General features: G+C 70.1%; 10 protein-coding genes and 2 pseudogenes. 7 read left to right on the top strand and 5 right to left on the bottom strand.

Annotation, left to right across the window (positions count from 1 at the left end):
• Positions 1 to 122: 122 nt before the first annotated feature.
• From KHP12_RS35275 to KHP12_RS35260, 4 genes and pseudogenes are all read left to right on the top strand, one after another.
• Complete coding sequence (locus KHP12_RS35275) at positions 123 to 734, top strand: SCO2322 family protein (RefSeq protein ID WP_086883611.1); 612 nt, start codon at positions 123 to 125, stop codon at positions 732 to 734.
• Positions 731 to 1897 (top strand): annotated as a pseudogene (locus KHP12_RS35270) (energy-coupling factor transporter transmembrane component T); the annotation flags it as partial. The gene KHP12_RS35275 and the pseudogene KHP12_RS35270, both read left to right, overlap by 4 nt.
• Positions 1898 to 2310: 413 nt before the next feature.
• On the top strand, positions 2311 to 3939 hold the full coding sequence (locus tag KHP12_RS35265; protein WP_210609220.1) for an ABC transporter ATP-binding protein: 1629 nt from the start codon (positions 2311 to 2313) through the stop codon (positions 3937 to 3939).
• A complete protein-coding gene (locus KHP12_RS35260; protein WP_244202663.1) occupies positions 3936 to 4808 on the top strand; it encodes an ECF transporter S component in 873 nt (290 codons plus the stop codon). The genes KHP12_RS35265 and KHP12_RS35260 overlap by 4 nt, the downstream gene beginning before the upstream one ends.
• A gap of 111 nt (positions 4809 to 4919) precedes the next feature.
• Here the strand turns inward: KHP12_RS35260 and KHP12_RS35255 are convergent, their stop codons facing one another.
• The 5 genes and pseudogenes from KHP12_RS35255 to KHP12_RS35240 all read right to left on the bottom strand — a co-directional run bounded on the left by KHP12_RS35255 (position 4920) and on the right by KHP12_RS35240 (position 9890).
• Entirely contained in the window at positions 4920 to 5486 is a 567-nt protein-coding gene (locus tag KHP12_RS35255; protein ID WP_244202664.1) for a hypothetical protein, read from the bottom strand.
• Positions 5487 to 6016: 530 nt separating this feature from the next.
• Complete coding sequence (locus KHP12_RS35250; protein ID WP_211834072.1) at positions 6017 to 7129, bottom strand: hypothetical protein; 1113 nt, start codon at positions 7127 to 7129, stop codon at positions 6017 to 6019.
• Position 7130: 1 nt separating this feature from the next.
• A complete protein-coding gene (gene fxlM / locus KHP12_RS51555; RefSeq protein WP_344338999.1) occupies positions 7131 to 8996 on the bottom strand; it encodes a methyltransferase, FxLD system in 1866 nt (621 codons plus the stop codon).
• A gap of 71 nt (positions 8997 to 9067) precedes the next feature.
• A pseudogene (locus KHP12_RS53520) lies at positions 9068 to 9244 on the bottom strand (lantibiotic dehydratase C-terminal domain-containing protein); the annotation flags it as partial.
• Between the two features lie 22 nt (positions 9245 to 9266).
• A complete protein-coding gene (locus KHP12_RS35240) occupies positions 9267 to 9890 on the bottom strand; it encodes a lanthionine synthetase LanC family protein (RefSeq protein ID WP_244202665.1) in 624 nt (207 codons plus the stop codon).
• 73 nt (positions 9891 to 9963) lie between these two features.
• On the opposite strand from KHP12_RS35240, the gene KHP12_RS35235 reads away from it, so the two are divergent.
• Genes KHP12_RS35235 through KHP12_RS35225 form a run of 3 tightly spaced genes read left to right on the top strand, consistent with a single transcriptional unit; the run spans position 9964 to position 14239 of the window.
• Positions 9964 to 11148 (top strand): tyrosine-type recombinase/integrase, encoded by a 1185-nt coding sequence (locus tag KHP12_RS35235; RefSeq protein ID WP_244202666.1) that lies wholly within the window; start codon positions 9964 to 9966, stop codon positions 11146 to 11148.
• A complete protein-coding gene (locus tag KHP12_RS52990; protein WP_211834071.1) occupies positions 11145 to 13670 on the top strand; it encodes a tyrosine-type recombinase/integrase in 2526 nt (841 codons plus the stop codon). The genes KHP12_RS35235 and KHP12_RS52990 overlap by 4 nt, the downstream gene beginning before the upstream one ends.
• A complete protein-coding gene (locus KHP12_RS35225) occupies positions 13667 to 14239 on the top strand; it encodes a DUF6262 family protein (RefSeq protein ID WP_086880899.1) in 573 nt (190 codons plus the stop codon). The genes KHP12_RS52990 and KHP12_RS35225 overlap by 4 nt, the downstream gene beginning before the upstream one ends.
• Positions 14240 to 14315: the final 76 nt, after the last annotated feature.

The following is a 14315-nucleotide window of genomic DNA, read 5'->3' as shown; positions in this document are numbered from 1 at the left end:
CGGTCCGCACCGGGGCGGCTTCGGTCCCGCGCACCCGCGCGCGTTTCGCCTGGTGCGGCCGTGCGGCCCGGTTGTTGCTGTGCGCCGTCGCCTCGGTGCTGCCCGTCGTCGCCCTTCTCGCGATGGCCTGCGCGGCGCCCGCGCAGGCCGCGGACGGGTACCGCTACTGGTCGTTCTGGCAGCGGGGCGGGGACGACGGCAGTTGGAGCTATGCCACGCAGGGGCCCTCCTCGGCACGGCCCGGTGATGGCGACATGATCGGCTTCCGCTTCGCGGTCAGCGCGGACTCCGACGACGCCACCCGGCCGCGCGGCATGGCCGATTTCGCCGCCGTCTGCGCCGACACCCCGGCCACGGACGGCACCAAACGCGTCGCGGTGGTCATCGACTTCGGCACGGCCACCGACGCACCCGACCGCCGGACGCCGCCCGCGCCCCGTACCGAGTGCGCACGGGTCGGCGAGGACGCGTCCGCCGGGGAGGCGCTCGCCGCCGTCGCGAAGCCGCTGCGCTACAACTCCGCCGCGCTGCTCTGCGCCATCTCCGGCTACCCGGAGACGGGCTGCGGGGACAAGGTGAGCACCTCCGTGGACGCCCACGCCGCCCCGAAGGGTGACGGCGGCAAGGCGGGCGACGGCGGCTCGGGCCCCTCGGCCGGGCTGATCGGCGGGCTCGCCGCCGTCGTGCTGCTCGGCGCCGCGGCGGTCTGGCAGGCGCGCCGCCGTCGCGGATGAGCGCACGGAAGACCGCCATGGCAGCGCGCACCACGCCCGAGGCCACCGCCCCGCGCCACCGGGGCGTCGGGTTCCGCGTCCGGCCAACGGGTAGTGCCCCGCGCGGCGGAAGCGCCCTGCACGCCGGGGCCTGGTGGCTGTGGGCGCTCGGGCTGGCCACGGCCGCGTCCCGGACCACCAACCCGCTGCTGCTCGGGCTGCTGATCGCGGTCGCGGGCTATGTGGTGGCCGTACGCCGCACGGACGCGCCATGGGCCCGCTCGTACACGGCGTTCCTCACGCTCGGTCTCGTCGTGCTGGCCATCCGGCTGTTCTTCGCGGTCTTCTTCGGCTCGCCGATCCCGGGGACGCGGGTGCTCTTCACGCTCCCCGAGGTCCCGCTGCCCCACTGGGCGCAGGGAGTGCGCATCGGCGGCCGGGTGTCGGCCGAGGGGCTGGTGTTCGCGCTGTACGACGGGCTGCGGCTGGCCACCCTGCTGATCTGCGTCGGCGCCGCGAACGCCCTCGCCAGCCCGGCGCGGCTGCTCAAGTCGCTGCCCGGCGCGCTCTACGAGGCCGGGGTCGCGGTCGTGGTGGCGATGACCTTCGCGCCCCATCTGGTGGCGGACGTGCAGCGGCTGCGCTCCGCCCGCAGGCTGCGCGGCCGCCCCGACCGCGGCGTGAAGGCGCTGCTCCAGGTCGGACTGCCGGTGCTGGAGGGCGCGTTGGAACGCTCGGTGGCCCTGGCGGCGGCGATGGACGCGCGCGGGTACGGCCGCACCGCCCAGGTCCCGCCCGCCGTCGCCCGTACCACCACCGCGCTGACGCTGGGCGGGCTGCTCGGCGTCTGCTGCGGTACGTACGGCCTGCTCGCGGCCGAGGGCGCGGGCTACGGTCTGCCGCTGCTGCTCGCCGGGCTCGCCGCCGCGCTCGGCGGTCTGTGGCTGGGCGGCCGCCGCTCGGTGCGCAGCCGCTACCGCCCGGACCGCTGGGGCGTACGGGCGTGGCTGGTGGCGGGGTCGGGGGCGGCGGTCGCGGCCCTGATGATCCGGGCCGCCTCCTACGCCCCCGAGGCCCTCCAGCCATCGGTCGTCCCGCTCACCACCCCGACCCTGCCGCTGTGGCCCGCGGCGGCGGTGCTCCTGGGCCTGCTCCCGGCTCTCGCGGCCCCGGCACCAACACGGGCTCCGGCCCGCGAACCGGCCCCGCCGCACAAGGCCCCCACCGAACCGGCCCACGCCCGGGACCGGCAGCGCCCGGAATCCCCCGGCCCCGACACCCGGCCCGCGGCCAAGCGGCACCCGCAACCCGGCGACGCGGCCACGGCGCCGCCCCCGGACACCGCGCCCGCACCGGTACCACCCCCAGCCACGAGCCGCGAACCGGCCCCGCCGGAAGACGCCCCCACCAAACCGGCCCGCGCCCGGGACCGGCGACGCCCCGAACCCCCGTACCCCGGCGCCCGGCCCGCCATCGAGCCGCACCCGCAACCCGACGACGCGGCCACGGAGCCGCCCCCAAGCAACCCCACCGCACAAACCCCACCCGGCGAGCGAGAGGACGAGCGAGCCGGGGCGGGGTCCGAGGAGGCCACGCAGTGATCCGCTTCGAGCAGGTGTCGGTCCACTACGACGGCGCGGCGCGGCCCGCCCTCGCGGGGGTGGATCTGACCGTTCCCGAGGGCGAGCTGTGTCTGCTCGTGGGCCCGTCCGGGGTCGGCAAGTCGACACTCCTCGGCGCCGTCTCCGGCCTCGTACCGCATTTCACCGGTGGCACCCTGCGCGGCCGCGTCACCGTCGCGGGCCGGGACACCCGTACCCACAAGCCGCGTGAACTCGCCGACGTCGTCGGCACCGTGGGCCAGGATCCGCTCGCGCACTTCGTCACCGACACCGTCGAGGACGAGCTGGCGTACGGCATGGAGTCGCTCGGCATCGCGCCGGACACCATGCGCCGCCGGGTCGAGGAGACGCTGGACCTGCTGGGCCTCGCCGAGTTGCGGGACCGTCCCATCGCCACGCTCTCCGGCGGGCAGCGGCAGCGCGTGGCGATCGGCTCGGTGCTCACCACCCACCCCCGCGTCCTCGTGCTCGACGAGCCGACCTCCGCGCTGGACCCGGCCGCGGCCGAGGAGGTGCTGGCCGTGCTTCAGCGGCTGGTGCACGACCTGGGCACCACGGTCCTGATGGCCGAACACCGCCTCGAGCGCGTGGCGCAGTACGCGGACCAGATGATCCTGCTCCCCTCCCCCGGCGCCGCCCCGCTGACCGGCGCACCGGCCGAACTGCTGCCGGTGTCGCCCGTCCAGCCGCCCGTGGTGGCGCTGGGCGCCCTCGCGGGGTGGCCGGCCCCGGTGCCGCTGTCCGTGCGGGACGCCCGGCGCAAGGCGGGACCGCTGCGCGAGCGACTGGCGCCGCTCGCCCCGCGGCCGGTGGCCGACCCGCCGCCGGGCGGGCCGGTGGGCGAGGTGGCGCGGCTGTCCGTACGCCACGGCCGGGTGGCGGCGCTGCGCGGGGTGGACCTGACGGTGCGGCCGGGCGAGACGGTGGCGCTGATGGGGCGCAATGGCGCGGGCAAGTCCACGCTTCTGGCCAGCCTGGTCGGGCTGTACGAACCCGCCTCGGGCTCGGTGCGGGTCGGCCCGGACCGGGTCGTACCGCACCGCACCCGCCCCGCCCAACTGCTGCGCCAAGTGGGCCTCGTACCGCAGGAGCCGCGCGATCTGCTCTACGCGGACACGGTCGCCGCCGAATGCGCGGCGGCCGACCAGGACGCGGGCGCGGCGCCCGGCACCTGCCGTGAGCTGGTCGGCCGGCTGCTGCCGGAGGTGGCGGACACCGCCCACCCGCGCGATCTGTCGGAGGGGCAACGGCTGGCGCTGGCCCTGTCCGTCATCCTCACCGCCCGCCCGCCCCTGCTGCTGCTCGACGAGCCCACGCGCGGGCTCGACTACGCGGCGAAGGCGCGCCTGGTGGAGGTGGTACGCGGGCTGGCCGCGGACGGCCACGCGACCGTACTGGCCACCCACGATGTGGAACTCGCCGCCGAACTCGCCCACCGCGTCGTCATCCTGGCCGAGGGCGAGGTGGTCGCGGACGGCCCCACGGCGGAGGTGGTGGTCTCCTCCCCCGCCTTCGCCCCACAGGTGGCCAAGGTGCTGGCCCCACTGCCGTGGCTGACGGTGCCGCAGGTACGCGAGGCACTGGCTCTGGAAGAAGCGCCATGAGCGGGACAGCACCGAGCGGGACAGCACCAAACGGGCCGCACCGGACGGAGCCGGAACACGGCGGCGGGACGAAGGCCATACGCCTCGGCCCGCGCTCGGTGGCGGCGCTCGCGCTCGTCTCCGCGATCGGTGTCGTCGCCTTCGGCTGGCCGCTGTTCGCACCGGGCGACTCCGGGATCACCACCCACGCCGCCGACGCGCCCTGGCTGTTCGCCGCGCTGCTCCCGCTCCTGCTGGCCGTGGTCGTGGCGACCATCGCGGACACCGGTCTGGACGCCAAGGCCGTCGCGATGCTCGGGGTGCTGGCGGCGGCGGGGGCGGCCTTGCGGCCGCTGGGCGCGGGGACGGCCGGGATCGAGCCGATGTTCTTCCTGATGGTGCTGTCGGGACGGGTGCTGGGCCCCGGTTTCGGCTTCGTCCTCGGCGCCGTCTCGATGTTCGCGTCCGCGCTGCTCACGGGCGGGGTGGGCCCGTGGATGCCGTTCCAGATGCTGGCGATGGGGTGGGTGGCCATGGGCGCGGGGCTGCTCCCCGGCGCCGCCCGGCCGCCCGGCCGGGCGGAGTCGCTGCTGCTCGCGGGGTACGGGGCGGTGGCCTCCGTGGCCTACGGAACGGTCATGAACCTCCAGGGCTGGACCCTGATGCAGGGCATGGCCTCGGGGATCTCCTACGTCCCCGGCGACCCACTCGGCGAGAACCTCGCCCGCTTCGTGGCGTACTGCCTGGCCACCTCGCTGGGCTGGGACCTGCCGCGCGCCCTGGTCACGATGGTGCTCACCCTCACCCTCGGCAACCCCATCCTCAAGGCCCTCCGCCGCGCCACCCGCCGCGCGGCCTTCGAGGCCCCGGTGGCGTTCGAGGACAGGTAACCGAACGGGCCCGGCGCGTTGTCCGCACCGGGCCCGCCCGTCCTGGGTCCTGGCCCCTGGGTCCCTCGTCCCTGAATGGCCCCCTTGTCCTTGATTACTGCCGGTGGAGCGTCAGTTCTGGTGGAAGACGCTGGCGTCCCACTGCGCGACCCACCTGCCGTCACCGAACCGCAGGTTGGCCGTGCACTTGTAGGTGTCCCCGTCACAGTTCAGGGCCGTCACCGGCACCGGGGCGGCGGCTTCCCGCGGAGCCTTGACCGTCTTCACCGACGTGGCGGGCACGGCGCTGGCCATGGCCTGGTGGAACACATTGGCGTTCCACTGGGCGACCCACCTGCCGTCACCGAATTGCAGTCCGGCGGTGCACTTGTAGGTGTCCCCGTCACAAGTGAGGGTCGTCACCGGGACCGGGGCCGCGGCGCCGCGCGGCGCGGCCGCCGACCGGGCGGCCCGCTGATGGCTCGCCGCGCTCTGGTGGAATACGTTCACATTCCACTGCGCGACCCACCTGCCGTCGCCGAACCGCAGGTTGGCCGTGCACTTGTAGGTATCGCCATCGCAGTTGAGGCCGGTCACGGGGACGGGCGCGGCGTTGGCCGCCGGGGCGACCGCCGTGGCGGCCAGGGCCAGGGCTCCCAGCCCCAGGAACGTACCGGTGAGCATTCGGCGAGCTGACATGTCGTCGCTTCCCTTCGACTCCGGCCACGTAAGGTGCAATTGGTGGCAAAATCACCTCAAGTGGCCAATCCGATGACATCCCAGAGATTAGCTGCCCTTCCATACTTTTCATCTGCTCGTACTACATGAACTCATATACGACGTAGCCCCCGTGACGGCGAGGGCGGTCACCGTGGATTGACGATTCCAGGCATACGAAAACGGCGGCACCCCAAGGGGCACCGCCGAGGAATCGTTACCGCCGAAATCCAAGCCCGGGATTCCGGTCGATCAGCGCTCGACCATAGCCACACTCTCGCCGATGGCGGGGCGCGGCTGGAATCGTCCTCCGGGCTGCGGCCGGGCCAGTAGGGTGCGCGGCAGGCCCAGCTGGCGGCCGAGAGCCGCGCGCTCGATGTCCTCTGGATCGGCACGCCTGACGGACTGGAGGTTCTCCCATTCACCGCACAGTGCCGAACTCGCCGTGGGACTCGCCTCGGATGACACGGCCCGCCGGGCGGACGGCGGGAGTTCGACCGCGACCGAGGTCCCTAGGAGGGAGTAGATGTTGCGGCCAACATTTGCCTGAGCACCCCTTCGCTGATGTCGAGTGCAGCCATCAAGTCGGCTCGCGCTTCTGCCGGAATGTGGCCTCGGCCAAGGGCGCAGGCTTCCACGATGTGGCCGAGTTGTTGGGCTTGGGAGCTCGTCAGGAATGCAGAGCACGCCACGTGGGCCAGCACGTCACGGGCCGCGTATCCATCTGCTGCCGCCGTAGTTGGGCCAATGAGGTCCGCCGCGACACGATGAGCAACCATCTCGTCAACACCGTCGGCGACATCGATGACAGAGAGCATCAATCGGGTGTGGAAGGCGGCTAACTCCGGCGTGTGGTCGAGTTGCTGGTAGCAGTGCAGCATCTCGGTGATTTCTCGATCGACCGGCAAGCCGGCCTGCCGTCGGGACATCACCTTCAGGCAAGCGGTCACGGCGTTCTCCCACGGCTCGCCGGGGACGGTGTCTGCCAGGAGGGCCATGGCGCCGAATGCGTTGTCTTCCATGAGATCAGCGATCACGGCGACTTGGCGGCCGTCGAACATCCGCTTGCCGATTCCCTTGTGGCGCTTGAGCTGGGCAAGCGCATCCGTCCACCGGCCCGCGCCGGTCAGAGCGCGGGTGCCGTCGGCGAGCAATACGGCCCACAGCCACTGGTGCAGCTCACGACGGTCTTCGTCTGATCCGGTGATGTGCTCGAAGGCCACCGTTCGTCCGTCGACAACGGTGTCCGAGCGGGACTTCACCGCTTCGAACATGGAGTCGAGGAGGGCGTAAGCGGCCTTGCCGTCGCCGGAGCGGATCAGTAACCGGGCGAGGTTGACCAAGGGCTCAAGACCATATCGGGCGACCTGCGCACCCAGTGGCTGGGTGTGCAGGTACGCCTCGGAATGTCGCCAGCACAGAGTCCGGGCCAGTTCCGGCAGGCCGCAGTCGCTGGCCAGCAGCGCGGCTTTGTTGAACGCCGCGGCGGCCAGTGCCAGGCCCCCTTCGTGTTCAGCCTCCCGCGCGAGGGCGCCGATCTCCCGAACCCGTTCGTCGAGGGGAGCACATACGGGGCGAGGGCGAGCGACCAGAGGGAACCTTCGAACTACCTGGCTGGTGTCCACCTCACTGCCACTCGATGACGATCCGGTTGATCGGGTTGTCGAAGGCGAAGCGGCCAGGCCTCGAGTGGAGCGGGGCGGCGGCGAGCGGCTGGATCTCAAATGTCACGTCGTGCCCCCGGAAGCCGCGGTCCCAGATGGCCATCTCCTCGGCCACACGGTCGGCAAGCTCCTTGCCCGCAGGCCCGTGGCCGACGGCGCCCGCCTCGTAGAGTTGGTTGCCCTGCTGGTCGAGGTCAGCTTTGCGCAGGGTCAGGTAGGCGAGGTCGCCCTGCTCTGCCACCGCCACGGGGCGGAACATGGGGCTGAGCTTGTCGGCAGCGGGGGACTTGCGATCGACTTCCATCCGGCTCAAGGCGTTGTCCAGCGCGCAGGCCAGCCACAGCCACATGAATTCCGGAGACTCCTGCCCTCGGAACGTCACCCCCGACCATGCCTCGGTACCCGGCTGTTCGAGCACTCCGTGCAGCGCCGCCTCGTCCGCCTGCTGCTCCCCGCTGAACTGGAGCTTGACGGAGTCGTCGTCGGTAAGCGAGACGATGCGGCGAGGGTCATCGGCCACTCCTGCTCGCAGCGGCATGAACGTGCACATCTCGCTTCGGACGCTTCGCCAGCGGCCGGTTTCGTCACGCTCGAAGGCGACGGCGCGCGAGACGCTGCCGCGCAGTCGCATCGGCACGACGAGTCGGCCGTCGGGGGCGAGCTGGTCCAGCCACGCCCGGGGGATGCCGTGGGCGCCGACGGTCGCCACGATCCGGTCGTAGGGGGCTCCCTCGGGGTGGCCGACCGCACCATCGCCGAGGATGACGCTCACGTTGCTCACTCCGGCCTTCTCTACAGCGGCGCGAGCCCCGTCGACGAGGTCCTGGTCGACATCGAGCGTGACGACGTGGCCCTCGGGACCAACCAGATGCCCGAGGTAGGAAGCGAACAGGCCGCTGCCCGCGCCAGCTTCCTCGATCTTGTGGCCCTTCCGGGCATCGATGAGTTCGAGCATCAGCGCGTTCACCGTCGGCTGGGACACCGCGCTGATGGACTCGCCTGAGTCGTTGAACTTTGTGTGGACGGGCCGGTCGGCGTACGACTCTTCCAGGGAGGCACCGGGCTTGAACTGGCGTACGAAAATGTCACGGGGCACGGTCCGTACCGCCGCGTCCACCGAGCCAGTTGTCACCGTTCCCTGTTGGCGGAGCCGGTCTGCCAGCTCCTCACGCAGGCTTTCGGCGGTACGGATGTCATCGGTCATCTGAGTGCTCACTTCGTTGAAAGTAGTGCTGTCGGTGCTGGTCTCCGGCGCCGACGCGGCGCCTTCCCTCGTTCCCAAGACGATCTCTTTTGCCAGGGTTGACAAGGTGCTCTGGTCTGCGGCCGACAGGCCCAGACGGTTCCATTGGAAGATCACGTGATGGGCTATGACCGCGCGGAGTCCACGCTCCAGGACTCCGCGTCGGTCCAGTTCCACGAGTTGCTGCACGGTGCGCTCGAACCATGTGACCCAGTCGGTGAGCGCAGTCAGTGGCCCCTCGTTGACGAGGCTGCTGGTCGGCCCGACGTCGACGGTCATCAGCCGATGTATGGCTTTCCTCAGCCGCTCGGAGGCAGGAGCCGCGCTCCTGGCCGGTCGTTCGTCGGCGACCCGGGCCCACACGTCGCCCTGCTCGTACCAGTCCAGCCTGGCGCCTCGCATGAGAACGCTGAACAGCAGGATTCCCAGCTCGCGCCGCCCGAGTACGGCTCCGGCGGCGGATTCCGACCGTGCCAGATAGTCGAGGATGTTGCGGCTGTCGTGCTGGAACAGGCGGTGGGCAGCGTCCATACCGGCGGGTCCTCCGAAGGCGTGGACCTCGGGTTCGTAGATGCCCGGGTCCACCGGATGATCCTGCCCTCAGCGGTCAGGGCATCGAGAAGGGCCTTGAGCTGTCGGTGGGCCCGGCCGTCGGCAGGGAGATAGCGGAGCCGCAGGCCGGGCGGCTTGCGGATGAACCACCAAGAGGTGATCGCGCCGTCGGCGACCAAGGTCGCCAGCTGGGGGTTGAGGCGTTGAGCTGCCACCTGCTCGGCAACGTGGCGATCGGTGCACTCGATGCCGTACTGCGGCCACTCCTGCGTGATCTGCATGGCACTGCCTTCCCTGGGGTCATCAGTTCATCAGGAGGAATGCGTCCCAGCCGGAGAGCGGAGCACCGGTTGCGACCGTGAGGAGAGCCAGCGCGACTCCGGCTCCCCCTTCCAGAAGCCCGATGTCACTGCCATCTGTTTGTGTCAGGGAGGTGGCCACAGCGTCCGGGTCGGTGCCGATCTCGTAGAGGAGCTGGGGGATACAGACGTCGAGGTCCTGGGTGAGCGCGTCGGCGGCTGCCTGCGCGGCGATGTGGGCCATGCCGGCGTACCCGTGGCACAGGCTCTTGTCAGTTGTTGCGGCGAGTTGCTCAGGATTGGTGAGTGCCTTTGCCAGCGCGCTTTCGACTGCCTGCTGACGTGGAGTGTCGCCGACCGCCAGGGCGGCGAGTTGCTGCGACCTGGCATGCCCCGCTGTGCCGTAGCACCAGGAGGGCCTGGACGGCTGGGCGGCGGGCGGCTGCTCGCCGCGGTACTGGGCGCGGGTGATCAAGTGGGGCCACCAGGGACCGGCCGCGCTCTCCTGCCTCCAGCGGTCGAACCAGGCACAGATCCGTTCGATCGCGTTGAGGTGGCCGCTCACGAAGATGCCGTCGCGGGCGGCGATGGCGAGCAGAGCGAGCGGACCGGCGATTATCTTGGGCATCTGAAACAGTCTCTGGCACGTGAGGCATGTATGGTGAAGGCCAACGTGCCTCACACATATCATCGGGGTTCAAGTGACGTACGGAGCTATCAGCTCGCTACCTCAACCGTTCCGTTCCGAGAAGGCGCTCTCCCCCGTCGACGGCTCGCCCATGTGGGTCGTGGTGGACCCTGACTACCAGTTGCACCATCACGCGTCGGCGTACCTCGACTCGCTGCGCGGCGCCGAGGACGCCTCGGTGAACACCGGACGCACCTATGCCGGTCGCATCGCCCTGTACCTGTGCTACTGCGTGGATCACGGCATCGACTGGGCCGCCCCGTCGATGCGGCAGCTCGCCGGCTTTCTGAACTGGCTTGTGGACGAGCCGATGCCGTCCAGAGGGCGCCGGGCGAGCGCGGAACCGAAGCACCGGTCCAAGAGCACGGCCAACGCCGTCGTCGGTACGGTCTTCCGGTTCCTTCGGTACTGCGCGCTGCTCGACGATGACCCTGTGTCGGCCGACCTGGCCGCGAAGCTGTACGAGCCGAAGCAGCTGCGATACGCACCGCCCGGCTACGACTGCGGCGAAGAGGGCCAGTTCTCGACCGTCGATGTCAAGACGATCAAGTTCAAGGTCGTGGTCCCTGGCTACGAGTACCTGACGGGTGAGGAGATCAGGAAGGTGCTGGACTGCACCGTGCACGCCCGCGACCGTCTGCTAGTCGCGCTCTTGGCCGTCACTGGCATCCGTATCGGGGAGGCCTTGGGGCTGCGCCGCGAGGACATGCACCTGTTGGCCAGTTCCAAGGTGCTGGGCTGCTCGGTCGCCGGGCCGCACATCCATGTCCGGCGGCGTCAGAACGCCAACGGGGCCCTGGCCAAGACTCGCAAGCCTCGCTGGATCCCGGTCGGTGAGGACATCGGCGGTCTGTACGCCGACTACCAGTGGGAGCGGGACCGAGTGCGTGAAGCGGCGGACTGCGACATGGTGTTCGTCAACCTCTTCGCCGCCCCGCTCGGGCAGCCGATGAAGTACCCGAGCACCTACGAGTTGTTCCAGCGGCTGGCGAAGAAGGCAGGGTTCCCCACCCGCCCCCACATGCTGCGCCATTCCGCAATCACTCGCTGGCGCCGCGAGGGCAAGCCCGACTACCTGATCATGGATATGGCCGGGCATGTGTCGCGGCAGTCCATGGACCAGTACACCCACGCCAGCGACCAGGAGAAGCGCGACGCCGTGAACCACGTCGCCGCGCTCGGGGAGGCCCGGTCGTGACCGTCGCCGTCTTTCCGGCTCAGCGGCAGCCGGATCACCGCCCGGAGGACACTGACCTTGCCGGAGCCTGGGCCGAGTGGCTGCGTGGAGAGCTCAACGCCAACTGGCGCCCGAGTGAATGGAACGCGGAAGTGCTGCTGTTCGTCGGTGACCCGGACAGTCCGCACACCGCTGTTTCGGTCTGCCCGGTCACCGGGTGCGGGACCGTGGTCACGTCGCCGGGCTACTGCAAACCTTGCCGGGACGCCTACCGCGACAGCGGCCTGGCCAAGGAGGAGTACGAGGCCACCTACACGCGGGAGTTCCGACGCGTCGCCGCACATCGACCTCTTGCCTCCTGCGCGGTGTCCTCCTGTCCCAGGAACGCTTTCTCCCTGGGGCTCTGCCAGGTTCACTACCGTGGGTGGGCGAAGGCCAAGAAGCGGCCCGGTGCCGACAAGGCGGCGTGGGTGGCGCGTCAGCAGCCGTTGGCTGCCGCAGAGCCGTGCCGGGTGCCGGGGTGTTCAAGGGAGAAGGCCCAGAACAACGGCCTGTGTCGCACACATCATCGGAAGTGGCGGCTTGAGGCGAACCCGGCCGACCTCGCTGGAGACGAAGCGGCGGCTGCTGAGCGGTGGGCCGAGCGGCAGTCGCCGTTTCTGGCTGCTCACATGTTCTCGCTCGCTCCACTGTCGCCGCTCGCGCGGCTGGAAATGCTCTATGTTCTCCAGCAGCGTGACGCACGCGGGCAGACGCTCTCCCCCCAAGCGGTACGGGGCGCCGTCGACTTGCTCGCCGAGCTGCCGAGCATCGCCCTGGCAGGTGAGTCGCTGCCGGATCCTGCCCAGGCGGGGAACACCGGGACCGTCAGTTTCCTGCGGGGGCTGCGGTGGGAGATCGTCACGGGCTTCGACCGGTTCCGGGGTGTCGATCCGGCACAGACGCTGGTCTGGGACCTGCGGAGCGTCAGCCAGCAGTTTCCTTCTCTCAAGAAGACCGAGAGCGCGCTTCGCAATCCCAGTTCTCTCGACTTCGGTCAGATCCGGCAGGGATGGCTGCGGGAACTCGTGATGCACTGGGCCCGGACCACGAACCCCGACAGCAAGGAGCTGCGCGAACACCACTGGGCGTGCGTGATCGCCTCACGGGCCCTTCAGCTGCGCTCTGGAGGCGGCGAAGATCCGGGGAAGCTCCAGTTCTCGGACGTGACCGCCGTCGTTGACGCGTTCCGGACCGCCCGGGGCAGACAAGGCGACGTCTACTCCTCGACCACCCAGATCAAGAGGGCCGCCCAGTTCTTCAACCTCCTGGACTTCGGGCGCCGCGAGGGAATACTGGACGGCCTGTCTCCCCGCTTTGTCCGTCACCCGAACCACCACACGATCAAGAAGGTCGACGAGAACGACGAAGAGATCGGCAAGGCCCTCCCCGATGTGGTGATCCGCCAACTTGATGAAAATATTCATCTGTTGGGCCAGGGCATCCCCTACGGAGATCTACCCGCCGAGGCCGTCAGCGCAATGCTCCGCACGGCATACGTGGTGCTGCGGGACACCGGGCGGCGGCCCGCCGAGATCGCGGGCCTCGACCTGAACTGCCTGGAGTTCGACAAGGGCGAGTACCAGCTGGTCTGGCACAACATGAAAGGCCGACGACGGCGCCGACGCCTGCCGGTCCACCAGCAGACCGCCGACGCGATCAAGGACTGGCAGGAGATTCGGGCCCGGTGGGACCTGCCGGTCAACAGCGCGGGCCACCTCTTCCCCGCCATCACCAATCGCCACCGGCATCTCGACACCGGAAACCTCGCACGGTACATCCGAGCGTGGGCCGACTCGATCCCCGTCCTGGACTCGGAGGAACTGGGCCGTGACGGCACGCCGCTGCCGTTCGACCGGGACAAGGTCTTCCCCTACGCCTTCCGGCACACCTTCTGCCAGCGATACGCGGACGCCGGCGTCCCGTTGCATGTCCTGCAAGCCCTCATGGACCACAGATCGGCGAACACCACCGCCGCGTACTACCAGGTATCGAAGAAGATGAAGCGCGAGGCGGTGGACACGCTGAGAGTCCTCACGGTCGACCGGCAGGGCGACTCCGCACCCATGGGCTCAGCCACAGCCTACGAGATGCGATCGGTCGCCGTCCTCTGGGGCAACTGCGTCGAGCCGTCCAACGTGAAGGCCGGAGGCAATGCCTGCCCGATCCGCTTCCAGTGCGCAGGCTGCGGATCTTATCGCCCCGACCCGTCGCACCTTCCCGCCATCGAGGACCAGGTCCGAAGCCTGAAGGCCAACCTGGAAGCGGCCCGCGCGATGGGCGCCGCGGACTACACGATCAAGGGCATGGAGGGCGAGATCGCGGACTACCAGAACGTGATCAAGAAGATGAAGGCGAAGATGGAGTCCATGTCCGACGAGGAACGCCACGAGGTCGAAGAGGCCAGCAAGGTCCTGCGGCGTCTGCGCGCAGGATCCACCGGTTCCGGGCCTGTGGCCCTGCCCATGCCCACGATCCGCCCCGCCGACGAGGCCAGCGCGTGACCGCCAAGCGCACCCCCGCCGACGTGCTCCGCGAAGCCAGGAAACAAGACAGCCTGGCCAAACGGACCAGGGTCCTCGCGGTCGTGGACGAGATGAAGGCCAAGGGCGAGCCGATCACCTTCCTCGGCGTCGCCAAGGCCGCCGGGGTGTCGAACTGGCTCGTCTACGCCGAGGGCGTGCGCGAGCACATCGAGGCCGCCCGCAAGAGCCAAGCCGGCAAGGAGAAACTGGAGCGCAAGGCCGGTGCCGCCGCCAGCGCGGCGAGCATCGCCACCGACCTGGAACTTGCCCGCAGCGAGCTCCGGACCCTGCGGGAAGAGAGAGACCGGCTCAAGGCAGCAGTCCAGCGCAGCCTCGGCCAGCAGGTCGGACAGACCACCCAAACGGAGCTCGTCGCCCGGATCGACGAACTCACGACGGCCAACCAGAATCTCGCCAGCAAGCTTTCCCGCACCGAAACCGACCGCGACAGGCTGCAGAACCAGCTCACCGAGGCCCAGGACGACCTCATCGCCGCCCGGCAGGCCCTGCGCAACATGATGCGCGATCAGAACCGAGCGCACGACTGACGCGGCGGCGTTCTGGGGCAAGGCTGTGCTGCACAGGGGAGTCATGTGAACGTGCCAGGCCCCCGAGTCTTGAACA

The sequence above is a fragment of the Streptomyces asiaticus genome, assembly GCF_018138715.1.
In the GTDB taxonomy this organism is placed as follows: domain Bacteria; phylum Actinomycetota; class Actinomycetes; order Streptomycetales; family Streptomycetaceae; genus Streptomyces; species Streptomyces asiaticus.
This window is presented reverse-complemented; position numbering and strand designations above follow the sequence as displayed.